The organism is Thioalkalivibrio sp. AKL17, assembly GCF_000377885.1.
Taxonomy (GTDB): domain Bacteria; phylum Pseudomonadota; class Gammaproteobacteria; order Ectothiorhodospirales; family Ectothiorhodospiraceae; genus Thioalkalivibrio; species Thioalkalivibrio halophilus.
Window position 1 is genome coordinate 285,087 of sequence record NZ_KB898764.1, and the last position, 25,876, is coordinate 310,962.

Annotated in this window: 21 protein-coding genes and 1 pseudogene; 11 read left to right on the forward strand and 11 right to left on the reverse strand. The window is 66.5% G+C overall.

From position 1 onward, the window contains the following. Positions 1-50 precede the first annotated feature (50 nt). Positions 51-230 carry a CsbD family protein gene (locus D577_RS0101345; RefSeq protein WP_018945805.1) on the reverse strand — a complete coding sequence of 60 codons (180 nt, stop codon included), beginning with the start codon at positions 228-230 and terminating at the stop codon, positions 51-53. Positions 231-778: 548 nt separating this feature from the next. On the opposite strand from D577_RS0101345, the gene D577_RS0101350 reads away from it, so the two are divergent. The 5 genes from D577_RS0101350 (at position 779) to D577_RS0101370 (ending at position 6,301) form a co-directional block, all read left to right on the forward strand. Continuing rightward, complete coding sequence (locus tag D577_RS0101350; protein WP_018945806.1) at positions 779-1,405, forward strand: XrtA/PEP-CTERM system exopolysaccharide export protein; 627 nt, start codon at positions 779-781, stop codon at positions 1,403-1,405. Between the two features lie 107 nt (positions 1,406-1,512). After that, positions 1,513-2,328 (forward strand): YdcF family protein, encoded by an 816-nt coding sequence (locus D577_RS13520; protein WP_051073602.1) that lies wholly within the window; start codon positions 1,513-1,515, stop codon positions 2,326-2,328. Continuing rightward, on the forward strand, positions 2,325-3,353 hold the full coding sequence (gene galE / locus D577_RS0101360; RefSeq protein WP_018945808.1) for a UDP-glucose 4-epimerase GalE: 1,029 nt from the start codon (positions 2,325-2,327) through the stop codon (positions 3,351-3,353). The genes D577_RS13520 and galE overlap by 4 nt, the downstream gene beginning before the upstream one ends. A gap of 24 nt (positions 3,354-3,377) precedes the next feature. Next, a complete protein-coding gene (locus tag D577_RS0101365; RefSeq protein ID WP_018945809.1) occupies positions 3,378-4,811 on the forward strand; it encodes a mannose-1-phosphate guanylyltransferase/mannose-6-phosphate isomerase in 1,434 nt (477 codons plus the stop codon). A 2-nt stretch (positions 4,812-4,813) separates the two neighbouring features. After that, positions 4,814-6,301 (forward strand): phosphomannomutase, encoded by a 1,488-nt coding sequence (locus D577_RS0101370; RefSeq protein WP_155985556.1) that lies wholly within the window; start codon positions 4,814-4,816, stop codon positions 6,299-6,301. A 59-nt stretch (positions 6,302-6,360) separates the two neighbouring features. Here D577_RS0101370 and D577_RS0101375 read toward each other — a convergent pair whose 3' ends face one another. Next, positions 6,361-7,218, reverse strand: a complete 858-nt coding sequence (locus tag D577_RS0101375; protein WP_018945811.1) for a BON domain-containing protein — start codon at positions 7,216-7,218, stop codon at positions 6,361-6,363. A gap of 477 nt (positions 7,219-7,695) precedes the next feature. Here D577_RS0101375 and D577_RS13525 point away from each other — a divergent pair, with 477 nt between their 5' ends. Beyond that, positions 7,696-9,021 carry a GGDEF domain-containing response regulator gene (locus D577_RS13525; protein ID WP_018945812.1) on the forward strand — a complete coding sequence of 442 codons (1,326 nt, stop codon included), beginning with the start codon at positions 7,696-7,698 and terminating at the stop codon, positions 9,019-9,021. A gap of 198 nt (positions 9,022-9,219) precedes the next feature. Continuing rightward, positions 9,220-9,954 (forward strand): Crp/Fnr family transcriptional regulator, encoded by a 735-nt coding sequence (locus tag D577_RS13530; protein ID WP_018945813.1) that lies wholly within the window; start codon positions 9,220-9,222, stop codon positions 9,952-9,954. A 44-nt stretch (positions 9,955-9,998) separates the two neighbouring features. On the opposite strand, the pseudogene D577_RS0101390 reads toward D577_RS13530, so the two are convergent. Further along, positions 9,999-10,142: pseudogene (locus D577_RS0101390) on the reverse strand (fatty acid desaturase); the annotation flags it as partial. A gap of 207 nt (positions 10,143-10,349) precedes the next feature. Between D577_RS0101390 and D577_RS13895 the strand changes: the two are divergent. Continuing rightward, positions 10,350-10,502 carry a DUF3309 family protein gene (locus D577_RS13895; protein ID WP_208854537.1) on the forward strand — a complete coding sequence of 51 codons (153 nt, stop codon included), beginning with the start codon at positions 10,350-10,352 and terminating at the stop codon, positions 10,500-10,502. Between the two features lie 137 nt (positions 10,503-10,639). Next, positions 10,640-10,897: a BON domain-containing protein gene (locus tag D577_RS0101400; protein ID WP_051073612.1), complete on the forward strand. Its 258-nt coding sequence runs from the start codon at positions 10,640-10,642 to the stop codon at positions 10,895-10,897. A gap of 13 nt (positions 10,898-10,910) precedes the next feature. Here the strand turns inward: D577_RS0101400 and D577_RS0101405 are convergent, their stop codons facing one another. Together D577_RS0101405 and D577_RS0101410 are read right to left on the reverse strand one after the other, a co-directional pair. Next, positions 10,911-13,430 carry a chemotaxis protein CheB gene (locus tag D577_RS0101405; protein ID WP_026288844.1) on the reverse strand — a complete coding sequence of 840 codons (2,520 nt, stop codon included), beginning with the start codon at positions 13,428-13,430 and terminating at the stop codon, positions 10,911-10,913. Positions 13,431-13,455: 25 nt separating this feature from the next. After that, a complete protein-coding gene (locus D577_RS0101410; RefSeq protein ID WP_018945818.1) occupies positions 13,456-14,064 on the reverse strand; it encodes a PAS domain-containing protein in 609 nt (202 codons plus the stop codon). Positions 14,065-14,498: 434 nt separating this feature from the next. On the opposite strand from D577_RS0101410, the gene D577_RS14490 reads away from it, so the two are divergent. Then, the gene (locus tag D577_RS14490) at positions 14,499-14,624 is read left to right on the forward strand and encodes a hypothetical protein (RefSeq protein ID WP_255349524.1); all 126 of its coding nucleotides are present in this window, start codon (positions 14,499-14,501) and stop codon (positions 14,622-14,624) included. 143 nt (positions 14,625-14,767) lie between these two features. On the opposite strand, the gene D577_RS0101415 is transcribed toward D577_RS14490, so the two are convergent. The 6 genes from D577_RS0101415 to D577_RS0101450 all read right to left on the reverse strand — a co-directional run bounded on the left by D577_RS0101415 (position 14,768) and on the right by D577_RS0101450 (position 23,038). Further along, complete coding sequence (locus D577_RS0101415; RefSeq protein ID WP_018945819.1) at positions 14,768-15,283, reverse strand: MOSC domain-containing protein; 516 nt, start codon at positions 15,281-15,283, stop codon at positions 14,768-14,770. A gap of 335 nt (positions 15,284-15,618) precedes the next feature. Continuing rightward, positions 15,619-15,828 carry a hypothetical protein gene (locus D577_RS0101430; protein ID WP_018945821.1) on the reverse strand — a complete coding sequence of 70 codons (210 nt, stop codon included), beginning with the start codon at positions 15,826-15,828 and terminating at the stop codon, positions 15,619-15,621. Positions 15,829-15,920: 92 nt separating this feature from the next. After that, on the reverse strand, positions 15,921-16,661 hold the full coding sequence (locus D577_RS0101435; RefSeq protein ID WP_018945822.1) for a bifunctional 2-polyprenyl-6-hydroxyphenol methylase/3-demethylubiquinol 3-O-methyltransferase UbiG: 741 nt from the start codon (positions 16,659-16,661) through the stop codon (positions 15,921-15,923). A 104-nt stretch (positions 16,662-16,765) separates the two neighbouring features. Next, positions 16,766-18,520 (reverse strand): malto-oligosyltrehalose trehalohydrolase, encoded by a 1,755-nt coding sequence (gene treZ / locus D577_RS0101440; protein ID WP_018945823.1) that lies wholly within the window; start codon positions 18,518-18,520, stop codon positions 16,766-16,768. After that, complete coding sequence (gene treY / locus D577_RS0101445) at positions 18,517-21,177, reverse strand: malto-oligosyltrehalose synthase (protein ID WP_018945824.1); 2,661 nt, start codon at positions 21,175-21,177, stop codon at positions 18,517-18,519. Before treY ends, treZ begins: the two co-directional genes overlap by 4 nt. A 58-nt stretch (positions 21,178-21,235) precedes the next feature. After that, on the reverse strand, positions 21,236-23,038 hold the full coding sequence (locus D577_RS0101450; protein ID WP_018945825.1) for a glycoside hydrolase family 15 protein: 1,803 nt from the start codon (positions 23,036-23,038) through the stop codon (positions 21,236-21,238). A gap of 127 nt (positions 23,039-23,165) precedes the next feature. Here D577_RS0101450 and D577_RS0101455 point away from each other — a divergent pair, with 127 nt between their 5' ends. Then, positions 23,166-25,820: an AMP-binding protein gene (locus D577_RS0101455; protein WP_018945826.1), complete on the forward strand. Its 2,655-nt coding sequence runs from the start codon at positions 23,166-23,168 to the stop codon at positions 25,818-25,820. Positions 25,821-25,876 lie beyond the last annotated feature (56 nt).

Below are 25,876 nucleotides of genomic sequence, written 5' to 3' on the forward strand. Positions count from 1 at the left end.
CTCGTCGAGCCCCCGCCCTGGTGGCCTGTTGTTCTCCGTTCCGCGATGGGTCAGTCCGTGGCTTTCTTGATGTCGCTCTTGAGATCCCCGTAGGCGGCCTCGGCCTTCCCGCCGTATTTTTTCATCTTGCCCTCCTGCTCCGTTTTCTTGTCACCAGTAATGTCTCCGGCGATTTCCTGGACCTTGCCTTTGGCAGCGTCTGTCCTGCCCTTGATCTGATTCTTGTTCATTTCAATTCCTCCATATGAACAGCAGTACCCGGTTCTCCACATCCCGTCATGGATCGGGGGCTGCGTTGAGTAGAAAACTAATGGTCTGCGGAGGGGGCGTCTGTGCGCTACCGAACAAATCCCGGCTCTCGGGAGAATTCGGTTCGTCTTTGCAGGCGGTCGGTTTCCCGGCGACCTGGCGGGTGACTGAGGCGGAAAAAACCGGCAGTTGCGTTCTTATGGGGCTCTTCCCAAACTGGCGACGCCGTTTCGGCAAGGAGAATGAATCGGCCACATTGAACATCTCCGGTGTCGCATTGATCGGGTTCGCCAACATGCGTCCGCGGGTGTCCAATGTAAAATTTATTGACATTAATTCTGCTCTGGAAATGTTCCCTTAAGTTGGACTATGCTCGATCTGAAAGCTGGCTGTTAACCAGAACAAAAACCCCGGCATCATGGCCGATCGTTGTTTTCGATTGCGGATCGATTTCAGGTTCGGGGGTGCGGCGAGGCAGGGGTGTTCTTAGCCATTTTTTGAAATACTGAAAGCCAGGGGAGAAATCACAATGTCCATTTCATACTTTCGAAACGCCGGGCCGGCTCTGATCATTCTCGTGCCACTGCTGCTGGCCGGCTGTGCCATGAATGATTCACCGGATGCTCCGAGCGAGGTTGAACAGGCCGTGCTGGATCAGTACGTGATTGGTCCGGGGGATTCCCTCCAGGTATCGGTGCGTGGCAATCCGGACCTCTCCACCGGGGTGTCCGTGCGGCCCGACGGGCAGATCACGACACCCCTGGTAGAGGACGTGCAGGCCAGCGGCCGGACCCCGACCGAACTGGCCCGGGAGATGGAAGAAGAACTCTCGCGTTTGCTGCGCGACCCGATCGTGACCGTGATGGTGACCGGCTTTGCAGGCCCGTATGACCGCCAGATTCGCGTGATCGGACAGGCGGCGGAGCCTCAGGCACTGCAGTACCGCGAAGACATGAGCGTGATGGACGTGATGATCGCCGTCGGGGGTATTACCGACTTCGCCGCCGGCAATCGCGCACTGATCGTGCGTCAGGAGGATGGTGAGCGGCAGCAATACCGGGTGCGTCTCGATGACCTGGTCAACGGGGGGGACATCTCGGCCAACGTCGACATGGTCCCGGGCGACACCCTGATTATCCCCGAACGGCGTTTCTGAGGTGCCTGTCGGGTGCGGTTTCTCCGGGTGCGCGACGTCCCCGTGGCCAGTGCTGGCCCGGGACAGCGCTCCCCGCAGGTTTCATCTGACGATGAAGGGGGCACATTCTGGAGATCTTCTCGTTGCGCGCGCTGGCCGCCTGGTTTCTGCCTCCCGCGGGACCTCTGGTGCTGGCCATGGTCGGGTTGTTGCTTTGGCACCGGCCGGCGGGTCGATGGCTCGCCGTGGCCGGGGTCCTGCTGCTCTATCTCTTTTCCATTCCGCCAGTGGGCTACGCACTGATGGCACCGCTGCAGACCCCGTATGAGCCTCCCGATGATCCGGTGCTGGTCAAGGCCGACGCCATCGTGGTGCTGGGGGCGGGTTACCGCAGCGGTGCGGCGGAGTTTTCCGGGGAGACGGTCAATGACCTCGCCCTGGTCCGCCTGCGCTATGCGGCGGTGCTGCATCGACGTACGGGACTCCCGGTGATCGCTTCCGGGGGTGCCGCGAAAGGTCGCGAGCCGGAGGCGCGGTGGATGGCCGAGGTGCTCGAAGAATTCGGCGTGAGTTCGATCCTGCGGGAGGACCGGTCCCGCGATACGCGGGGCAATGCGCTGCATTCGGCCCGGCTGTTGCGCGAGGCCGGGCTGGAGCGCCCGTTGCTGGTGACCCACGCCCACCACCTGCCGCGGGCCATACGAGCGTTCGAACAAGCGGGGGTCGAGGTGATCCCGGCCCCGACCGGGGCGTTCATAGCCCCGGACAACGGGATGTCGCCCGGGGTGTTCCGGCCCCGGGCCAGTGCACTGCGCATGAGCTGGCTGGCAATGCACGAATATCTGGGCATCCAGTGGTATCGGTGGCGGTCCCGGGACCGCCCGGCAACGCCTGCGAATGCGGAACAGCCATCCGGAGGCCGGGAACAGGGGACATCATCATGAAACTGTTGGTAACAGGCGGCGCCGGCTATATCGGCAGCCACGTGGTGCGGCATCTGCGCGAAGCGGGGCATGCGGTCACCGTTTACGACAACCTCTCGACCGGGCATGCATGGGCCGTGGGTGACGCCGAGCTGGTGGTCGCGGATCTTGCCGACAGCGAGAGCCTGTGGCGGGTTCTGGCGCGCGGATTCGAAGGTGTGCTGCACTTTGCCGCCCACATCGTGGTTCCGGAATCAGTGGCCGAACCACTCAAGTACTACGACAACAACACCCGCAACACCCTGAACCTGCTGCGGGGATGCGCGGATACCGGCGTGGGCTATTTCGTGTTCTCCTCCACCGCCGCCGTCTACGGTATCCCGGATACGTCCGCGGTGGCGGAGGATGCCCCGCTGCAGCCGATCAATCCCTACGGCGCCTCCAAGATGATGTCCGAACGGATGCTGATGGATCTGGGGGCCGCTTCTCGCCTGCGCTATGTCAGTCTGCGCTATTTCAACGTGGCCGGTGCCGATCCCCGCGGGCGCCTCGGTCAGGCCACACCCGACGCCACCCATTTGATCAAGGTCGCCTGTCAGGCCGCCACCGCCCAGCGCGACGGCATCACCGTGTTCGGCACCGACTACGACACCCGCGATGGCACCTGCGAACGGGATTACATCCACGTCGAGGATCTGGCGGCCGCCCACGTGCGTGCCCTCGAATTCCTGCAGCACGGCGGCGATTCGCAGGTCCTCAACTGTGGCTATGGCCATGGCTACAGCGTGCTCGAAGTGCTCGACGCCGTGAAGCGCGCGAGCGGTGTCGATTTCGCGGTGACCTTCGGCGGGCGTCGGGAAGGCGATCCGCCCGCGTTGCTGGCCAACGCCGAGCGCATCCGCGGGACCCTGGTCTGGCAACCGCAATACGCCAATCTTGACCTGATCGTACGTCATGCCCTGGCCTGGGAGGAGAAAGTCGCGGCGTTTCCGGCCACGGCCCACCCCGGGGCGCACCGGCGATTCGAGCGCAAACACGCACATTGATCAGCGTTTCCCGGAGGTGTTTGTATGCATATCGTCATCATTGCGGGGGGCGTCGGTTCGCGACTGTGGCCGGTCTCCCGGGAAACCAACCCGAAACCCTTCATCCGGATGGAAGACGGGCGGTCGCTCCTGCAGAAGACCTGTCTGCGTGCAGTGGCCACCGGCAGCGTGGAGAGTCTGACCACGGTGACCAATCGCGATCTGTTCTTCCGCACCGAGGACGAATACCGCGAGCTGGCGCTGTCCGTGCCGCTGCACTACCTGCTGGAGCCCTTCGGACGCAACACGGCGCCTGCCGTGTGTGCCGCGGCGCTGGAGCTGCAGGCCCGCTACGGCGACGACGCGCTGATGCTGGTGCTTCCGGCCGATCACCTGGTGACGGACGAGGACGCCTTCGTGCGGGCGGTGGCGCGCGCGTCAGCGGCGGCCGCGAACGGGCGCCTGGTGACTTTCGGCATCCCGCCGTCGCGCGCGGAAACCGCTTTCGGCTATATCCAGGTCCCGGAGGGCAGCGATCTGTCCGGCAGCCATGTCCTCGAGGTCGAACGTTTCGTGGAGAAGCCCGATCGCGAGCAGGCGGAGCAGTATCTCGCCGGTGGCCGGCATCTGTGGAACGCGGGTATGTTCTGCTTTCGTGCGGGCACCCTGCTCGAAGAGCTGAACCGGCACGCGCCGGCTCTGCTGCAGGCCGTGACCGCTGCCCTGGAGGCCGCCGGCCGCAGCGAAGGGGAGGGGCACAGCGTAACTCGGCTTGCGCCGGAGAGCTTCGGTGCGGTCGAGGATGACTCCATCGACTACGCCCTGATGGAAAAATCCTCGCGGGTCTCCGTGGTGCCCTGCGACCCGGGCTGGAGCGATATCGGGTCGTGGCAGGCGATGGCCGGGCTGGTGGAGCCGGATGCGGCGGGCAATCGCGTCGTCGGCCAGGCCGAACTGGAAGACTGCCGCGATACCTATGTTCGCAGCCCGCATCGTCTGGTCGCCGCCGTGGGCGTGGAGGACCTGGTGATCGTGGATACTGCTGATGCATTGCTGGTGGCCCGCAAGGAGCACAGCGAGGACGTAAAGAAGATCGTCCAGCGTCTCAAGGCCAATGGCGGTGAGCTGCATCACCACCACGTGACCGTGCATCGCCCCTGGGGCACCTACACCGTGCTGGAGGAGGGCGAACGCTTCAAGATGAAACGGATCGAGGTGAAGCCGGGGGCGTCGCTGTCCCTGCAGATGCATCACCATCGCAGCGAGCACTGGGTGGTGGTGCGCGGAACGGCCAGGGTGGTCAACGGCGAAAGCGAGCACCTGCTGAGAACGGACGAGTCGACGTACATCGCGGCCGGTCACCAGCACCGCCTGGAGAACCCCGGCATTCTTCCGCTGGTGATGGTCGAGGTGCAAAGCGGGGAATACCTGGGCGAGGATGACATCGTGCGCCTGGACGACAGCTACGGACGGAGCTGAGCATGCCCGCCGGACAACATGGACCCGGTCGCTCGAGCGCAAGCGGGCGGGTGGATTCGCGCCGCCCCCGGATCGACGAAGTCCTGGCCCGCAGTGGCGTGGCCTTCGGGACCAGCGGAGCGCGGGGCCGGGTCGAGCAATTCGGTGATCCGGTCTGTGCGGCCTTCACGGCGGCGTTCCTGACCGTGATGCGCGAGCGGGGCGAGGTGCGGCAGCTGGTGCTGGGGCTCGACCGGCGCCCCGCGAGCCCGCCGATGGCCGCAGCCTGCACCGCAGCGGCACACGCAATGGGGGTGGAAGTGATCGACTGTGGCGTGCTGCCGACCCCGGCACTGGCCCTGGAGGCCATGGCCGGGGGCATGCCCGGCATCATGATTACCGGCAGTCATATCCCCTTCGATCGCAACGGCATCAAGTTCTATCGGCCGGACGGCGAGATCACCAAGGCCGACGAGCAGGCGATCATGGCCGTGAGCAGCGCGCTGCCCGAATGCGGACCCGGCGAGCGCATGCCCCTGAGTGAGCATGCCGCACGCCGCTATACGGCCCGCTATACGGACTGGTTCCCGGGGCAGCCTCTGACCGGCAGGCGCATCGGGCTGTATCAGCACTCCGCCGCCGGGCGCGCACTGAATCGGCAGGTTCTGCAGGCCCTGGGGGCCGAGGTGGTGGTACTGGGGCGCAGCGAACGCTTTGTCCCGGTGGATACGGAGGCGGTCAGTGACGCGGATCGCCGCAACGGTGAAGTCTGGGCCCGCCGCTACCAGCTGGATGCCCTGTTCACCACGGATGGTGACGGCGATCGCCCGCTGCTGGCGGACGAGCGGGGGCACTGGCTGCATGGCGATATCGTGGGTCTGCTGTGTGCCCGGGCGCTGGGCATTCAGGCACTGGCCGTGCCGGTGAGCTGCAACACCGCCATCGAGGCCTGCAGTGACTTCCAAAGGGTCGTTCGCACGCAGATCGGTTCGCCCCATGTGCTGGCCGGGATGGAGCGGCTGGGAGCGCAGTTTGACCGCGTGGCCGGGTTCGAAGCCAATGGTGGCTTTCTCCTGGGCACCGCAGTGGAGGAAAACGGGCGCCGGCTGGAGCCGTTGCCGACCCGTGACGCGCTGCTTCCCGCGCTGGCCTTGATGGTGGCGGCAGCCCGGGCGGATGTCCCGCTTTCGGCCCTGATGGCGGATTTGCCGGCACGTTACACCGCCAGTGACCGGCTCCGGGATTTCCCCTCTGAACGCAGCCGGGACCTTTTGAATCGGTGGCAAGAGGACGGGGTGGCGTTCCAGCGTTCCCTCGGGTTGCCCGCTTCGGTCACGGCGCTCGACACCACCGATGGTCTGCGCGCGACCCTCGCCAACGGCGACATCGTACACCTGCGACCCTCGGGCAACGCCCCGGAGCTGCGTTGTTACGCGGAAGCAGACCGCGAGGATCGGGCGCGGGACCTGGTCAGCACAGCCCTTTCAAATCTGGCCGTTTTGTCCGGATAACCGTTCACCGGCACCACATCCCCGTGGTCGACGGCGGTCTCTGCTCGCAGTGAGCCCGCTCAGAACGTGAGCCCAGAGGCGTCGACCCGCTTTACGCCGCGCAGTTGTTCGGCCAGCTCGATCGCCATCTGGTGCTCCGCTTCGCTGTCCACCTCACCGCTGAGGGTGACGATACCATCCTCGGTGCTCACCGAGATGTCCCTGGCGCTTACGCCGCTGGACCAGATGAAGGTAGACCGTACCTTGGTGGTGATCCAGGTGTCACTGATGTAGTCTCCGGTGTCAGACGCAGTCTCCCGGGGCCCGGCCACGGGGCCGTCATCCGTGTCGGGTGCTTCGGCGGTGTCCGGATCCCGGATTTCCAGCCGGTTTTCCACCGAGATCACGCCGGTGGTGGTCATGGCCAGCCGCTCGGCGAGCTCACTCGCCTCCTCCGATTCAGCCGTCCCCTCCAGCGTGACGTGACCGGAGGTGGTGCTCACGTCGGTGGCCAGCCCTTCCGCGTGCCGCGACCACATCAGCCGGGATTTTACCGCGGCGGTGATCGTCGCATCGGCGATCCGTTCGCCGAAGCCGGGCGAGTCTGTCGTTTCCGGAGGAACGTACTCCGCATCGACAATCAGCTGGTTGTCCACTTCGGTGACACCCTCAACGTTTCGTGCGAACTGTTCCGCCATCTCCTTGTTGATGTCTTCCGGTACCGTTCCCGTCAGCGTGGCCTTGCCATCCGCCACCGACACCGTGATATCGCCCTCCTGCAGGTGCGGATCCAGGGCGTAGGTCGTCGAGATCCGCTCCTCCAGCCGGATGTCGCTCGGGTTGCCGGACGGCGAGTCCTCGGTGGCAGCACCGCTCGTGGCACCAAGCGCGAGCGCGACCCCCGAGGCAATGATCAGTTTTCGAAACGTTGTGTTCATGGCGTGATCCCGTTTCCAGTTTTGGCTGCATCGCCAGACTGAAGCAGCGTCTTCGTGGTGTCCGTACGTTATCCCACTCATCCCCTCGTATTCGCCGAGGCAAGTGCAATGCGTGGCCGCATGCTCCTCCTTTTTTACCGTTTCGGAACGGACTGGTATGTCAATAAAATTTACATTCTTTCATTGGTTTTATTTCATCAGTCCATAAAAGCTTTTTTTATTAATCCCTTGGGTGTGTGGTATGCGAATTGCTGCTGGACCCGTATGTATTGCTCACGGGGGCGATCCCGTGGGAATCCACTGAGGGTCTGGAATCAGGAACCCGGTCAGGCGTTTGTTCGATACCGAACCGATCGCGTGTAACCGGTCAACTAGCCTCGAATGCTTCATGCATTCGATGGGGACCAGTGAATGGGCAACAGTGAGGAACCAGTTCCGGGGTCATCGTTTCGGTCCGCCCTGAATGCCGGGCCAGGCATGATCTTGCTGATCGAGGACAGCCAGTCCGATGCCGAATGGATCCTGAAGGCACTGGGGGAGCCGGAAACGGGAAGGTTTGATGTGGTATGGGTGACGTGTCTGGCCGATGCCCTGGGGCATCTGGCACGCAACGCGTTCGACGTGGTACTGCTGGACCTGATGTTGCCGGACGGAGAGGGGGTCGAGGCCTTTGAACGGGTTTACCGGGCCCAGCCCGAGGCCCTGATCCTCGTGCTGAGCGCGGCCGATACTGAAGAAACCGCGCGCCGAGCCGTTCGCCACGGGGCATTCGACCATCTCGCCAAGGGACGAGCGGATCCCTATTGGCTCCCGCGTGCGCTGCGCTATGTGATGGAACGCAAGGCTACCGAGCGGGTATTGCGCCAGGCGGAAAAGAAACTGTTCGAGGAAAAAGAGCTCAACCGGGTCACGCTCGACTCGATCGGCGACGCCGTGCTGGCCACCGATCTGGATTACAACGTGACCTATCTGAACCCCGTGGCGGAGCAGATGACCGGCTGGTCCGGGGCGGAGGCGCTGGGCCAGCCGCTGAGGAAGGTGTTCAACATCATCGACGGGGCCACCCGCGAGGCGGGGCAAAATCCGGCCTGGCGGGCCATCGATCAGGACCGGACCGTGGGGCTGGCCATGGACTGCGTGTTGATCCGTCGCGACGGCACCGAGATCGTGATCGAGGATTCCGCGGCACCCATCCACAACCGCGATGGCCGGGTGACCGGGGCGGTGATCGTATTTCACGACCGGAATCAGGCGCGCGCGGTCACCGAAAAGATGGCCTATCTGGCCCAGCATGACGGGCTGACCGGATTGCCGAATCGACTGTTGCTGAAAGAACGGTTCTCACGGGCGATCGCCCTGGCCCGGCGCAATCAAAAGCTGGTCGGGCTGCTGTTTCTGGATCTGGATGATTTCAAGGAGATCAACGACTCGCTCGGGCACGCGATCGGTGACCGGGTGCTGCAGGGCGCCGCGGAACGTCTTCTGAGCTGCGTGCGGGCTTCCGACACCGTCTGCCGCTATGGCGGTGACGAGTTCGTGATCCTGCTGACCGAAATCAATCAGGCGCAGGATGCGGCGCTGGCTGCCGAGAAGCTGCACGCGGCGTTTGCCGAACCGCTGGAGATCGACGGGCACAGGCTTCGCATCCATTTGAGTATCGGCATCAGCCTTTATCCGAATGATGACGACAATGCTGATGACCTTATACATGACGCGGATGTTGCGATGCTGGATGCCAAGGCGCATGGCAAGGGTCGTTGTCGATCTTTTACTGCCGGGATGCGGCTGGGGCATGTGACCTGAAGCTCGCATAATGTGAAAAGACCTCTATCCTTGCTGAAATGACAACTTTGTTGGCACATCTGATAGGGCAGGTGTCGTGCAGTCGTATGATCTGAACGGGAGCTTCAGGCGGTCGGGGGGGAGAACGGCCTTAGTCACGGGGAGGAATTGAAGGATATGTCGCAATCGACTGAACCAGGGGAAAACCATATTCTCGGCATGATTTCTTCGGAAGATTGTGCGCGCGTGTTTGCGTTGCTCGAACCCGTCACGCTGACGCTGGGCGAGGTGCTGTGCGAGTCCGGTGATCGGCCGAGCTACGTTTATTTTCCGGTCGATTCAATCGTGTCGCTGCTGTACCTGACGGAGAACGGCTCCTCGGCCGAGATCGCGGTGGTGGGCAACGACGGCATGGTCGGCATCGGGTCGTTCATGGGGGGTGGCAGCATGACCTGTCGCGCGGTGGTCCAAAGTGGCGGCCATGCCTTCCGGATGTCGGTCCCGCTTTTCGACGGCGAGATCAACCAGCATGGCGAGCTGATGCGCCTGATGCTGCGCTACAGCCAGGTTCTGATCACGCAGATGGCGCAGACGGCGGTCTGCAATCGCCACCACACCATCAAGCAGCAACTGTGCCGCTGGCTGCTGCTGTCGCTGGACCGGCTGCCGGGGAACGAACTGGTCATGACCCAGGAGCTGATCGCCAATATGCTGGGCGTGCGCCGCGAGGGGATTACCGAGGCGGCCCGCAAGCTGCACGAGCTGGGCGTGATCCACTATCGGCGCGGGCACATCACGGTGCTGGACCGTCCCGCGCTGGAGCAGCTGAGCTGCGAGTGCTACAAGGTCGTCAAGAAAGAAACGGATCGGCTGATGCCGTGGCCGGACCGGGAGCTGGAACCGGTGCGTGGAATCCGACACTTGACTGCTGCCCGGGTGCACCAACGTCACTGAACCGCGCTACGGGCTCCTGGGTGTGCATGACCGCTCACACACGGGATCCCGATCGCGGCGGCCAGACTGGCGATGGGCAGATGGACGACGAAAGTCCCCGCACCCACCATCGACATCAGCAGGGCGCCAAGCGCAACGATGGCCGCATTGGTGCCCATGGTGCTGAGCCAGGGCATCCGTCCCGCGCGCTGGCTGTATGTACGCAAGCGCACATCCCCGGCCTCCCGGCAAGCCGGCTGCGCATTCCTGCCGGTTCGGTGGGCGCCGTTACGCCACGCTGTGTGTTCGGCAACGTACAGATCTCCCCGTCCTGCTGGCGCGAGAGTGAAGCCATGCATCAGTCGCAATGACGCGACCGATATCGCTCACCGTGCCGGAGGAACTACATCATGCCCGTGGGAACCATCCTGATTATCGTCCTTATCCTTCTGCTGATCGGCGTGATCCCGACCTGGTCACATAGCCGGAACTGGGGTTATGCCCCCAGCGGGCTGATAGGAGTGGTGCTGGTCATCCTCCTTGTCCTGCTGTTGCTGGGTCACATCTGATACCGCCGGAAACAACGGCAAGGGAAGGTTTGACCGGGCTTTTTCGCCGCCCTTGCCATTCTAAAGAGGAGTCCTGGATTGTGTACAATTACAAGCACTTTGCGCTTCTGTTCGTTGCTGTGCTGCTGGCCCTGTTCATGGCGGGCTGTGCCGCCACGGAGAGTCAGAGAAGCTTTGGCGAAACCGTCGACGATTCCGTGATCTCCTCCAAGGTGAAGACGGCGCTGTTCAACGAGCCCTCCCTGAGCGGATTCGAGGTGAGGGTCAGGACCTACCAGGGCCGCGTGCAACTGAGCGGTTTCGTCAGCTCACGGGAGGATATCGACAAGGCGGTGGAGATTGCGAGTGGTGTCGAGGGCGTGCGGTCCGTCGAGAACGACATGCAGCTCAAGTGACCTCCGTTGAGCTCTACGGCTCCGGGCTGTTGGGGCCGGTGATGTCGAGCAGGGTGATCACCACCCCGTCGATCACGTTGTCCAGCCTGCGATAGGGCATGATGCGGACCGAGAACCAGCGGCCGTCATCGGCCCGGACCTGCTTCTGCGAAAAGGCGAGGGTGCGCAGGGTTTCGCGCGCATCGTCGTGCAGGCCGGGGTAGTCGAGAGTCGTGTTCAGGTCACTCAGCGGCCGCCCGAGGTCCCGTTCCCGCAGGTGGATGAGGGTCGCGGCCCGTTCGGTATACCGCCGCACGTTCAGGTTCTGGTCCAGGAACAGGATCGCGATCTCGACACTGTTGAGCAGGTTCTGCATGTCGCTCTGGGCCAGTGCCAGATCGTCCAGCTTGGTCTGAAGCTCGGCATTGATGGTCTGCAGTTCCTCGTTCATGGACTGCATTTCTTCCTTGGACGTCATCAATTCCTCGTTCGCCGAGCGAAGTTCCTCATTAGTGGACTGCAGCTCCTCGTTGGCGGACTGCAGGTCTTCCCGGGAGGAACGCGCCTCGTTGCGCAGGCGGTGGATTTCGTCGTGGCATTGCTGCAATTCGGCCGTGCGGGCGTCTCCGTCGGCATCCTGGATATCGCCGTCACCCGGCGGGGGAAGCGGGGCATCGCGGAACACGATCATGGTCATGCCCTGCAGGGGCCCGGGTTCCTGCAGGGGATCCACCGTGACCGCCACGCGGCAGGGGCCACCCGGGCTTGTCACTTCCACCCGGTGGAGGTGCTGCGGCTGCTGGCTGGCGGAGGCCCGTTCCAGCGCACCGACCAACGCCCCGCGCAGCCCCTCGCGCGCCATCGCGAAGATATTCCAGGTAGCCTTCCCGGCCGCGGGCTCCAGGTATTTTCCGGTATGCCCGCTGATGTAGACGATGTCCCCCGCTTCGTTGAGCAGGACCGCCGCCGGTGCGTACACCTGCAGCAGCAGCTGGTCGGCCGCCGTCTGGAGGTTGCTGGGGAGTGGAGAACGGGGGTCGGAAGGGGACACGCGAGCCTCCTTGGTTCTGCCGGAAAGCGGTGGAAACGAGTTCAGCAGGAAATGGGCGCCGTTCTGCAGGGCCGCGTCCCGGCGCTGATAGAGCCGCAATCGGAATTCGACGGGCGTAAAAAGGGAGCCGAATGCCCCTACTGTTTCGGCGCCACCCAGTAACAGCAGTCCTCCGGGACGCAGACAGTAATGGAACAGGGGCACCAGTTTGCGCTGCAATTCGGGGCCGAGATAGATCAGCAGGTTGCGGCAGGCGATCAGGTCGAGCCGGGTGAAGGGGGGGGCGAGCGCCACATCATGCTGGGCAAACAGCACCATGTCACGGATTTCCGGTTTGATTCGGTAGTGGGTCTCGTGCTCGATGAAAAAACGGTCCAGCCTCTCCTGACCGATCTGGTCGCGGATCGAAAGGGGATAGATGCCGCGGCGTGCCGTCGCAATGGCATCCGCGCTCAGGTCCGAGGCGAAGATTTCGAGGGTGAACCCATGGGGTTGCGGCAATCGTGCCACCACTTCACTGAAGACCATGGCCAGTGAATACGCCTCTTCGCCGGTGGAGCAGCCGATGACCCAGGCGCGCAGCTCGGGCTCGTGAGCGCGCCGCGCGAGCAGTGCCGGCAGGGCCGTTTCCGCCAGATATTCCCAGACCATCGGATCTCGAAAGAAGGCGGTGACGCCGATCAGCAGCTCCGAGAACAGCAGGTCGGTTTCCTGTGTGTTGTGTTCCAGGAAAACCGCGTAGTGCACCAGTGAAGAGAGTTCGTGAATGCCCATGCGTCGCTCGATCCGGCGCTGCAGGGTGCTGGACTTGTAAAGCGAGAAGTCGTGCCCGGTGCGTTGTTGCAGCAGACGCACGATCTTTTCCAGGACCTGCGCTCCATTGTCCTGGCTCGGGGGGGCCGGGTCGCGCATCCGGGCCGCATAGGCCTGGATGCGGGCCGGCAATGCCGCGGGCGGGCCGATGATGTCGGCACAATCCGCGGCCATGGCGCTGCGCGGCATGGACTCGAACTGCGCCGACCCGGGCTCCTGGGCCACGGTCAGGCCGCCTACTGCCTTGATGGCCAGGGCACCCAGCGTGCCGTCGGAGCCCATGCCGGAGAGCACGACTCCGATGGCCCGTTCTCCCTGGTCGCCGGCCAGGGAGGAGAACAGCACATCGATCGGTAGCCGCAGGCCCCGCGGCTCCGACGGACGGGCCAGTTGCAGGGTGCCATTGGCCACGGTCAGCTGGGTGTCCGGCGGGATCACGTACACGCAGTCCGGCCTGACCGGCATGCCGTGTTCGGCTTCACGCACCGGCATCGCGGTTACGCGTTGCAGCAGCTGGGGCAGCAGCGCCTTCTGCGTCGGATCCAGATGCTGCACCACGACGTAGGCCAGGCCGCTGTCAGGCGGTACCTTTCCGAGGAATTGCTCCAGTGCCGCCAGGCCACCGGCGGAGGCGCCGATACCCACGATGGACGGCGGCCGGGTCGAGGAGGGAGGCGTTTGAGTCTCCATTGCCCGCCGAAGCCCGAGGCTGTGCTCAGGCCTCGGGAGATTGGCCGGATGGCGAAACGATCAGCAGTACGGAGTCGCCGCTCGCGGAGGTATTGGCCACGACATGGAGCTCGTGCACGACGCCTTCCTCCCCCGTGCGTTGCACCTCGCAGCATGCCTGGGCGTGACCATCCCGCAGGCGGCCGAGCAGGCCGGTGAGCGCGGGCTGGCTTCCGTGGGCGAGGAAACCGGCGAGACTCTCGCCAACCAGGCTGGTGCGTGCGGCCCCCAGCAACTGGGCACCGGCCAGATTGGCTTCGATGACCTGACCCTCCGGGGTCATGGCGAAATAGCCGACCGGGGCGAAATCGAACAAGGCCTTGTAGCGGTCCCTTTCCTGGGCCAGCTCCTGCTCGTTGGCCACCAGTTGTTCATGCTGCAGATCCAGCTCCACCTGGTGGGTCTGCAGCTCATGCAGCAGCTTGAGTGCTTCGCCGGCTTCGGTCGGGTTGCTGGCCAGCCGGTACAGCAGCGCCAGTGCGTCCGGGCTTATGGTCCAGCCGCGACTGGGCGGAGCGGTGCCTTCCCGGAGCCGTTCTTCGGCGTCGCTGCGTAACCGGTCATGGTCGCCGGGATGGTGCGTGAGACTGGACATGGAACCTCCGTGGGAGATGAGGGCGAGCGGCATTCGCCCCGCCCTGGACCGCGGAACCCAATCCGGTTCTGCGGGCTTCCCCGGGTGTCGGATTGTGCCGAACCCATGGGGACAGTATGACCTCCCTTAAGTATACGGCCTTGATCGAGTGTTCGTCGTCGTACAGACCGCAGAGAATCGACCGGTCATGCTGGTCAATCTCGGTTGCGAAATGCGATTCCGAGGCATTCCCACCCCGGAGAAGAACCTCATGAACAACATAATTTATATCATAGGTCTGATCGTCGTCATCCTGTTTATTCTGGGTTTTTTCGGGCTTCGATGAATGCATTCCGGTTCGCCGGATCCGGAAGAACCCCCGTGGGCTGCGGCCGGAACGGGCCGCCACAAAAACTGAGGGAAACACGCATCCGTGTTTCCCCGGGAGGCCAATCATGAGCAAACTTCGACAGCGCAACAAAGAAGCCAGGAAACCACCGGTATTGACGCCCAAAGAGAAGAAGGCGGCGAAGAAGCTGAAGAAGCAGGATACGACTGCGCCGCGGATTATTCCCCGCTGAAGTGCCTTGCTCGCGCGAACGTCACGTCGTTGCCCGAGAGAAGATTGTGCGGCGCAACGCCGTGGACCGGCCGGTTGGCGAGTCACGCGTCGGGTGCATGAGCCGCGGCTGCGAGGCCTTGCGGCCGCCTGGAGTGTGGTGCTTCACGGGGCGCTTTTCCGGCGGGCCGTGTGCCAGTGAACGGGATCACCGACGTGCAGGGTCCCGGTCTCGAGCGGGCGCAGGCATATGCCGCTGTCGTGGCGCAGGGCGGCCGCCAGGTTGTAGCCGACGACCTGATTGAGCCAGCCGCAGGGCGGTCGCGGCCGCTCGACGACGAAGCGCGTGTCGCCGATACGGAGTTCTCCCTCGCGCGGGTTGCGTCCGAGTCCGGAGACCACCAGGTTGCGGCGGTGCTCTCCGGGGACGAGATTGGCGGGATGGCGCAGGCGCCGCGCGCGGCGCCGGGCCCGTTCGAGCTCCTCGGCGCCGATCAGGGTGACGCGGCAGGCCTCGACGGGATGCCAGTGCCCCCGGCCCTCGTGGTAGCGATCGCCCTGGAGGCCCGCGAGGTCGAGTTCGATGCGCTCGCACGGGGCCATCGGCGCGCCAGCCTGTTCCGCGATCCAGATAGCGTCCAGCGTGCCGGTCGCGGTGCGGCGGCGGAAGGGTCGGATCATGGGGCGTCCGGGGCTTTCTGGTCCCTCGGCCACATCCTGTCCAGTGCGCGGTAGCGTTCCACCGCGGCGGGGTCCACTGTCCGGTCGCGTTCGATCTCGAAAGATTTCATGGGATCGGCCCTCGGTCTGGCTGTCCCATGCTACGACCGTTCTGCGGACGAAAGGATCCCCGGCGAGTTCCAGCAGGTGGGAGACGTAGTCCTGGCGCAGGGGGTACATGTTGAGCTGGAAGTGTCACGCCGACCGGAGGCTCTCGCACTGGCGCTGGATCAGTAGCCGGTGAAGGCCGCGTTGCTGATGCCCGGCTTCGGCAATCCGCCGGGGTATCGCGCCGGTTATTCGTCTTTGTCCTCGTCGTCGTCCTTGCCGCTGGGGGTGATGGTGCGCCCCAGGGCGGCCGCGGTGCTGCCGGTGGCCTTGACGGTGCCGGTGGTGACGCTGACGGCGGCGCTGGTGGCCGAGCTGGCCACGCTGACGGCCGCGCAGCCACTGGCCAGCGGCAGGACGATGGCGAGGAGGAGTAACGGGCGCGCGCAGTGATGCATTCGCATGGGAGGGGCCTTGCGACGTGGACAGGTTTACAGTCTGGCCGGAACACCCGCGCCTTGAAAAGTCCGGGGCTGCGGCGCGGGTCTCATCAACGGCGTCGACAGACCAGGAAGACCTCTTCCACGCCGTCGGTGGCGACCATGCCGGAATGGAGTTTCAGCGGTTTCTGCAGGCGCAGGCCCAGGGGCATGAGGAAGCGGTTGTAGACCTTCATGGCCACGGGCCGGTGGCGCTCGAGGAACCACATGCCCAGGTCGTTCAGCCGCGAGGACCGGGGTTTCATGCCGAAGATCGCGCTTTGTTCCACCTCCAGCCCGTGGTGGTCGAGCAGGTCCATGAGGCGGTCGGGTTCATAGCGGCGATAGTGGCCGACGATGTCGTCGAACGGCGTCCAGTATTCGGGGTGGAGCGGGGTGGAGAGCAGGACCTGTGCGCCGGGTTCGGCCACCCGGCTGATCTCCGCCAGCGCCGCCTCGTCGTCCTCCACGTGCTCGATGATGTCCAGGGCGCTCACCAGACCGAAGCTGTCGTCGGCGTGCGGCAGTTCGGAGACCGGCGCGGTATGGGTGATGCCGCCCTCGGCGGCGAGGGTATCCAGCGCCGGCGGGCTGATGTCGACGAAGTGGGTGTTCTCGATGGGCAGCCGCGGGCGCATTCCGGGCCCGACCTCGAGTCGCCGGTCGTGACTCCGGGCCAGGCCGGAAACCAGGTCCCAGGTGTTGAAGCGTTCGGGGCGCACCAGGCGGCTGTCCGCCCATAGCTGGTCGTAGAAGCGCTGGTTGACGTCGCTGACCTCCGATGCCGGAGGGGTAGCTGGATCGTGCGTCATGGGGAGGGCCGGTGTTGAACTGGGGCCCAGTGTAGTCGCCCGGGCCGGGGGACGCAGGTGATGTTTCCGGGAGCCGCTGGCAAAAAGGGTGGTGCGTCACGTTCTCAGTTTTTCGGCGTGTCCGGCCCGGCAAGCACGGCGACCGCTTCCGCGGGCAGCCGGAGCACGGTGTGATCCAGCCGGATGTCCGGCTCGGAACGCAGGTGCAGGGACAGGTGCGAGGCCTCCGGTGGCAGGGTGAGGGTCTGCGGCCGGGCGGCGAGGTTGCAGGCCACCACCAGATCCGGACGCAGCAGCAGGAGCCAACGGCGGGATTCGTCGAATTCCACGCGCAGGCGGTCGAGACGGTCGTCGGCGAGGGCGGCTCGGGAATGGCGCAGCCGGATCAGGGCACGGTGCCACTCGAGGATGTCCGCATGGGGTGCCTGCAGCGGTTCATCCCAGTCGAGCCGCGAGCGCTCGAAGGTTTCGGCCGCCTGCGGGTCCGGGATGCGCGCGGGATCGTGGCCGAACCCGGCGAATTCCTCGCGGCGACCGTCGCGCACCGCCGCGGCCAGTTCCGCGTCGCGGTGATCGGTGAAATACAGGAACGGCGTGGATGCGGCCCATTCCTCGCCCTGGAACAGCAGGGGGACGAACGGCGAGGTCAGCACCAGTGCGGCCCCGACCTTGAGGAGCCCCGGCGACAGGAGGTGGCTGCTGCGCTCCCCGGTGGCACGGTTGCCGATCTGGTCGTGGTTCTGCAGGCAGCCGACGAAACGTCGCCCCGGCACGTCACTGGCCGGCCGGCCGTGAGCGCGCCGGCGGTAGCGGGAGTAGCGGCCGTCCAGGGCGAAACCGCGGGTAAGCACGCGGGCAAGGTGCTCAAGTCGGCCGAAATCCGCGAAATAGCCCTGCGTTTCGCCGGTCAGCAGGGCATGCAGGGCATGGTGAAAATCCTCGTTCCACTGCGCATCCAGGCCGTACCCGCCGACCTCGACCGGCCGGATCAGGCGCGGATCGTTCGCATCGCTTTCAGCGATCAGCACCAGCGGTCGGCCGGTCTGCGTCTCCAGACGCCGAACCTCGTCGGCCAGGGCCTCCATCAGATGGACGGGGGAGGTGTCGACGATGGCATGGACCGCGTCCAGGCGCAGGCCGTCGAAGTGATAGTCGCGCAGCCACATGCGGGCGTTGTCGAGGAAGAAGCGTCGCACCTCGTCGCTGTCGGGGCCGTCGAGGTTGACGGCATCGCCCCAGGGCGTGCTGTAGGTGTCGGTGAAATAGGGACCGAACTGACCGAGATAATTGCCGTCCGGGCCCAGGTGGTTGTAAACGACATCCAGGAGCACGGCGAGGCCGCGCCGGTGGCAGGCGTCCACCAGGCGCTTCAGGCCGTCCGGGCCGCCCAGGGCGTGATGCGGGGCGAACAGGCTGGTCCCGTCGTAGCCCCAGCCGCGGTCGCCGGGGAACTCGGCCACCGGCATCAGCTCGATGTGGGTGATGCCCAGCCGGACGAGGTGGTCCAGACGGTCGATCACCGCATCGAAGGTGCCGGCCGGCGTGAAGGTCCCCACGTGGATCTCCATGATGACCGCGGAGGCCAGCGGCGGGGCGCGCCAGCCCGCATCGTTCCAGTGGAATCGGGAATGCTCCAGCCAGCGCGACGGCCCGTGGACGCCCTGTGGCTGCCAGGGTGAACGCGGGTCCGGGAAGGGGCCGCGATCGTCGACCCGGAAGGCGTAGTCCACGCCGTGCGTCAGGGCGGGCGCGTCCACCGCCCACCAGCCACCCTCGCGGCGCGCCATCGGGAAGCGTTCGCCGGCGCATTCCAGCGTGACGTGGCCGGCGTGCGGGGCCCAGACCGTCACCCGCGTCACTGCGGCTCCCCCACCCGCTCCAGAAGGGCGACCGGGAACGCGGCCAGCAGATCCGCGAGCGGGATGTCGCCGCCTTCGAGGTCTTCCCCCGTGAGGACGTTCCGCCAGTGCCCCGGTGGCAGGGGAAGCACGGTGTCCTGCCAGTCGTCGGCCAGTCCGAGTATCAGCCGGGGCACCAGGGTCAGCACCTGGTCGCCGCGCAAAAAGGCTACGGCGTGGTCGGCCCGGGGGCCCCGGGCGGCGACTGGCTGATAGCTGCCGTCGGCGGCCCCGAACGCCCCGGGCCGGCGCCGACGCAGGGCCAGTGCCTCGCGCAGCAGCCACAGCTTCGGGAGGCCTTCATCGGCGCGCCCCAGGATCTCGGCGGGGGACAGCCCGTCCAGTCGGGCCAGCTGCTCACGGCGCAGCCTGAAGTCCACCGGCCGCCGGTTGTCGGGATCCACCAGGCTGAGGTCCCACAGTTCCGTCCCCTGGTAGGTGTCCGGCACCCCGGGTGCCGTGCACCGGATCAGGGTCTGCGCCAGGCTGTTGACTCGCCCGGGCGCCACCAGCGGCCGGACGAAGGCCTCGAGCGCCTCGACGAATGCCCGGTCGTCCAGCAGGCTGCGGGCGAAATCCATTACGGCCCGTTCGTAGTCCGGGTCGGTCCGGGTCCAGCGCGTGTGCTGCTTCGCCTCGCGGATGGCCTTCTCCAGGTAGGCGCAGAGGCGTTCGGGGTCGATGGGCCAGGCACCCACCAACGTCTGGTAGATCAGATACTCCGTTGCGGGGTCGGGACCGGTACTCGCACGGTAACGGGCGTTGCGCTTGCGCCATTTCTCCACGGTGCGGCCCCAGTCCTGCGGGATCTCCGACAACAGCAGCAGGCGGGCGCGTACGTCTTCGCTGCGCTTGGTGTCGTGGGTGGATGTGGCGAGCATGGCGTCCGGGTGCTGTTCCAGGGCGTCGCGACAGGCGCGATGGAAATCGGCGGGGGATACCCCGAACCGGTCCGGCGCGCCGCCCACCTCGTTGAGCGCCACCAGCCGATGAAACCGGTAAAAGGCGGTGTCCTCCACGCCCTTGGCCATCGCCGGGCCGGTGAGCTGCTGAAAGCGCAGGGCCAGCTCGGACTCCTGCTCCCCTTCCACCTCCAGCGAGAGCAGGGCGCGCAGGAAGTCCAGGAGCTCGGCATCCAGCTCCGGGGCTTCGGCATGCGCCTGTTCGATGGCGCTGCGGATGTAGCGGGCATCGGCCTCGGTCACGTCGGCGCCCCGGGCCAGATAGGTGCGGTAGACGGGAAAGCGGGCGGCGACCTCCAGCAGCACGTGATGCAGCTGCTCGCGGGTGTAATCACGGTGGCGGCGATGGCGCTCGCAGATCAGCACGAACAGCGAGGTCAGCCGGTGGAGTTCACTGCCCAGAAGCTCCCGCAGGACCTGGCGCTTGCTCGCGACCACCACGGTGTCGCAATCCGCGGGTTCCCCGGTGAAGCTCTCGTACAGCGAGGTCATCGGGGGCTCCCCGGCGGGATCCACGAACAGGCCCTGGACCCGGTTCAGAAAGTCGTAGCCCGTGGTCCCCGCGATCGGCCACTGTGGTGGCAGGCGCTCGCCGGGTTCCAGGATCTTCTCCGCCACGATCCAGGCCTCCGGGCAGGCCTTGCGCAGGCGCCGGAAGTATTCCCCGGGGTCGCGCATCCCGTCGGGGTGGTCGACCCGCAGACCGTCCACGGTGCCTTCGGCCGTCCAGCGCAGGGGCAGCTCATGGATCGCGTCAAAGACCTCGCGCCGCTCCACGCGCAGCCCGGCCAGATCGTTGATGTCGAAGAAGCGGCGGTAGCCCAGATCCTCTGCGGCGGTGCGCCACCAGGCAAGCCGGTAGTTCTGTTCACCGATCAGGGCGTCCAGCGCATCGGGGCTGGCGTTGATGGCATCGACCTCGGCCTGCACGGCGGTGCGGGTCCCGGCGTTGTCGCGACAGGTCTCGTCCAGTAGCCGCTGGATCACATCCTGGTCGCGCCGGCGCCGTTCGGCCGGCTCGCCGCCGGTCACCCGCGGGCGTGGCAGGCGTGCGCAGGACTCGGCCAGAAAGCCGAGCAGCTCCGGGCCGCTGCGCCGGTAGACCCGCTGGAGCAGGTCATGCAGCGAGGAGGGGTCGACGGGAAAACGGTGTTCGTAATAGTGCAGCATGAACCGGCCTTCGGCGAACCGCAGCTGCAGTTCGCCCGCCTCGAGGATACGGCCGTAATGGTCGCCCAGGACCGGCAGCAGTACCTTGTCGGGCCAGCGTTCTTCCGCGGCTTCCCAGTCGACGTCGAACCAGGGGGCGTGGCGGCTGGAGGGCCCGTTTTCGAGGACATCCCACCACCAGGGGTTCTGGTCGCCGGCGATCGCCATGTGATTGGGAACGATGTCCAGTACCTGCCCCATGCCGGCGCGGGCGAGGGCGACGTTCAGCCGTTTGCGCGCCGCCTCGCCGCCCAGTTCGGGATTCACGCGGCCCGGGTCGACGACATCGTAGCCGTGGGTGCTGCCGGTGACGGCCTGCAGGAACGGCGACAGGTAGACATGGCTGATGCCCAGGTCGGCCAGGTACGGCACGACCGCGGCCGCGTCATCCAGGGTGAACCCTGGATGCAGCTGGAGACGGTAGGTTGCGACGGGTCGAGCGCTCACCCCTCTCTCATAGCACGAAAGCGCCGCCACCGGAACGCCCGGTCGGCCCGGTTGCGGATCAGGTCCGGCCCAGGTTGATGCCGGTGGAGATCAGCCCGACGTGACTGAACGCCTGCGGGAAGTTGCCGAGAAAGGCCCCGCTGGCGGGGTCGATCTGTTCCGGCAGCAGGCCCAGCGGGCTGGCTCGGGCGCACAGCGATTCGAAGAGCTCCATCGCGGCGTCCCGTTCGCCCTGGCCCAGAAGGTTGTCGGCCAGCCAGAAGCTGCACAGCAGGAAGGCACCCTCGTGGCCGGCCAGTCCGTCGGGGGATTCATCGGGAAGATAGCGGAACAGCAGTCCGTCGCCGGCGCCCAGCCGACGCACCACCGCGCGAGTGGTAGCGACCATGCGTGGATGGTCGGCGGGAATGACCCGCCGCAGGGGCAGGGCCAGCAGGCTGGCGTCGATCCCGCCGCCGCCGAGGTGTTCGGTCAGGGTCTGCTGGTGCGGGTCCCAGGCCTGCTCGAGGATGGCCGTGCGGATCCGCTCGCACTCCATTTCCCAGCGTCGGGCATCGGTTTCCATGCCCATGGATCGGGCCATGCGCGCCCCCCGGTCCAGTGCCACCGCGCACAGCGCCGCGGAATAGGTGAACGGGCGCCCCGGTGTACGCACCTCCCAGATCCCGTGGTCGGGTGTCTGCCATTCTCTCGCCGCCGCTTCCACGAGGCGCCGCAGCCGGTCCCATAGCGCGGGTTCGAGTGCGCCGCCGCGACGCACCCATTGCCAGGCGCAGTCCATGATCTCGCCGAACACGTCATGCTGGCGTTGCTCGGCGGCGGCATTGCCCCACCGCACCGGCGCAGACCCGCGGTACCCCTCGAGTCCGGGGTCGTGCCATTCCGGTGGGGGGGCGTGGCCGTCCACGTCATACAGCACGCGTGGCCGCCCGGCCCGGTCCACCGCATCGAGTACCCAGCCAAGAAAACCCTCGGCCTCGTGCCCCATGCCGATCTGGGCAAGCGCATAGACCGAGAACGCCGCGTCGCGGATCCAAGCATAGCGGTAATCCCAGTTGCGCGGTCCCCCGATCGCCTCCGGCAGCGAGGAGGTGGGTGCGGCGATCATCGCGCCGGTCGCGGTGTAATCCATCATCTTCAGGGTGATCGCGGAGCGGCGGACCAGTGCCGTCTGCGGACCCTGGTAGCGGAACGAGCGCATCCAGTCGCGCCAGACCGCGATGGTGTCCGCGAGGAGTTCTTCCGGCGGGCGGGGATGGAAGCGGTGCCCCGCGGATTCCCAGCTGAGGATGAGGTGGTGGCGTTCGCCCGCGGACAGCTCGTGGGTGGTGTCCAGCCCGGCCAGCGGAAGCGAGGAGGCCAGGTGCGGCTCGAGATCCGGGCGGCGCTGCAGGCGCAGTTGCAGGCCCGCGGCATGCGGCCGGCACTCGGCGTCACCGCGCGGTTCCAGCCGGACCCGCAGGCGCACGCGCCCCTCCACTACCTCGACTATCCGCAGGAGTTCGCCGCGCCCGGCGGGGGCATCTTCGGACAGGTCGGCGCCGGCGCGGAAAGTCAGCGCGTCGGTCACGCGGACGCGCCCCTCCGGCCCCGAAAGGTCCGTTACGAGCACCCCGGTGTCCGGCTCGTAGCGCTGCGTGGCACCGGTCAGGTTTTCCGGAGCTACCGTGAAGGAGCCGCCGTTGCGATGGTCCAGCAGGCCGCAGAACAGGGCGTCGGAATCGAACCGCGGAATGCAGAGCCAGGAGATGGAGCCGTCGCGCCCCACCAGGGCCGCGGTGGTGCCGTCGCCGATCAGCCCGTGGTCCTCGATCGGGAGGTAGCCATCGCGCGGGTACGGGGGCAGCTCGGTGGCGTTCAACGGAACCCCCTGAAGTCTTGTCGTTAGCCAGAAGATTGGGGTTTCGTGACGAATCCTGTCAATGCGTATGATGGAAGTCGCACTGCCCACCACGTTGCGCGGGCGCCGTCCCGCCGGAGGCCAGCGGATGAGCGTTCAGACCGTCGACGAACTCCTCGCCTCGCGTTCCCCCGAGTCGGGACGCGAGGCGGTGGTGGCCATGACCCGCGATGGCCACGAGGCCACCGAGCGGGCGGAGCTGCTCGAAAGGGCGGCGAGACTGGCGGCCGGGCTGCGCGAGGCGGGCCTGGAACGCGGGGACCGCGTGGTGCTGCTGGCCCCCAACAGCCCGGACTGGATCGCCTCGGCGCTGGGCGTGATGAACGCCGGCGGCAGTGTGGTGCCCCTGGATACGCAGATGCCGTCCGAAGACCTGCACCACGTTCTTGCGGACTCGGCTCCGCGCTTCGTTTTTACCACCTCGGCTCTGGAAGAACGACTGGCGGATGCCCATGGCGAGTGGCAGGTCCGCCTGTTCGACGCCGCAGAGGATGCCCCGAACGCCTGGGCGACCCTGCTGCAGGCCGAGCCCGCCGACTCGATCGCTCAGGCCGGGGATGTGGCCGCGGTGTTCTACACCTCCGGCACCACCGGTCCGCCCAAGGGCGTGCCGCTGACCCACCGCAATCTGGCCAGCAACGTGGAGGCCCTGTGCGCCGAAGAGGTCGCGGACCATAAGGATCGAGTGCTGGTGCCGCTGCCGTTCCACCACGTGTATCCGTTCACGGTCGGCATCCTGGTGCCGCTGACCCTGGGCGCCTCCATCATCGTGCCGTTTTCCCTGGTCGGGCCGCAGATCGTGCGCGGCTTGCGTGATGGCGAGGCGACCGTGATGCTGGGCGTGCCCCGGCTCTACGAGGCCGTGTGGAAGGCGCTGCAGAATCGTGTCGCCGGACGCGGGCGGGTACCGGCGCTGCTGTTCCGCGCGATGCTGGGGCTGTCAAAACTGGCGCGCCAGCGCTTCGGCCTGCGTCTGGGCCGTCGCCTGTTCGGGAGCCTGCATCAGCGCCTGGCGCCGCGCCTGCGCATGGTGGTGGCCGGGGGCGCGGCGCTCGACCCCGCGCTGGGCCGCAACCTGCAGGCACTGGGCTGGGAGGTGGCGACCGGCTACGGCCTCAGCGAGACCTCGCCCATCCTCACCTACAACCCGCCGGAGCGGGTGCGTCTGGACGCCGCGGGGGTGGCGCTGCCGGGGGTCGAACTGGCCATCGACGACGGCGGATCCGGCGACGGCCGGGGCGAGGTGATGGCCCGCGGGCCGAACGTATTCGCCGGCTATCTCAATCTCCCGGACAAGACCGCGAAGGTCCTGGACGCGGACGGCTGGTTCCGTACCGGAGATACCGGCGAGATCGATGCGGATGGATTCCTTTATCTGCACGGTCGTGAATCCGCCATGATCGTGCTCTCCGGTGGCGAGAACATCGATCCGGAACGCGTGGAGGGCACGCTGCAGTCGGCCGAAGGCGTCCGTGAGGCGGGCGTGCTGGAGCATGACGACCGGCTGGCGGTCGTGGCGGTGCCGGATGCGGGCCTGATGCGTGAGGCCGCCGGCGAAGAGCTCGAACGGCGGACCCGCGAGGCCGTCAACGAAGCGGCGAAGTCGCTGCCCACCCATCACCGCCCGGGCGTGGTACGCCTCGCGCTCGATCCCCTGCCGCGCACGCGTCTGGGCAAGCTGCGCCGGCACAAGCTGGAAGAACTGTTCGAGGAGCTGGGGCACGAAGACGCGGTCTCGCGGGCCCGTCCGGAGCCGGTCTCGCCGGAATCCATGGCCCCGGAGGACCAGCAGCTGCTGTCCGACCCGGGCGCCGAGCGCACCTGGAACTACCTCGCCGAGCGTTTCCACGACCGGCGTCTGACCCCGGACACCGGCCTGGCCGACGAACTGGGCATCGATTCGCTCAGCTGGGTCGACCTGACGCTGGCGCTGCAGGACCGCGCCGGGATCGATCTGGACGACTCGGCGATCGAACGGGTCGAGACGGTGCGCGATCTGCTGCAGGAAGCGGCGGCCGCAGGTGCGGCCCGCGAGGGGCAGGCCGATCTGAAGGAACAGCTCGCGGATCCGGAGTCGCTGCTGGAGGCCGACCAGCAAACCGCGCTGGAACCCCCGGGGGCACTGCGCCGCGGCGCCGGGGTGCTCCTGCTGGGCGGGGCGCGTCTGCTCTCCCGGCTGCTGATGCGCGTGGAAGTACACGGTCAGTTCCCCGCGAACGGCCCGTACGTGATCGCCCCGCGCCATCTGAGCTTCGTCGATGCGCTCGCGCTGCTGCCGGCCCTCGACCGGCGGCGTCTGGAATCGCTGTACTGGGCCGGGCTGCAGGGCTATCTGTTCACTGGCCCGCTGTCGCGGGCCTTCAGCCGCACGGCGCGGATCCTGCCGGTGGACCCGGGGGCCGCACCGCGTCGCAGCCTGGCCCTCGCGGCGGCCACTGTGCAGCGCGGTCACGGACTGATCTGGTTTCCCGAGGGCCAGCGCTCGCCGGACGGCAGCCTGCAGCCCCTGCGTCCCGGCATCGGGCTGGTGCTGGCCGCGCAGCCCGTCCCCGTCGTACCCGTGTGGATCGAGGGCACGCGCGAGGTGATGGCCCCGGGGCAGCGTCTCCCGCGGCCGGGCGGGAAGGTGCGCATCGTGATCGGGGCCCCGGTGGATCCGACGACCGCCGGCGGAGATGAACGGGCGATCGTCCGTGAACTGCAGACGGCACTGGAGGAACTGGGGCAGAAATGCCCCGGTTGACGCATGCCGAATGCCGGAAGTGCTCGGCAAGGAGCCTCCGGGGGTACTGGAACGAT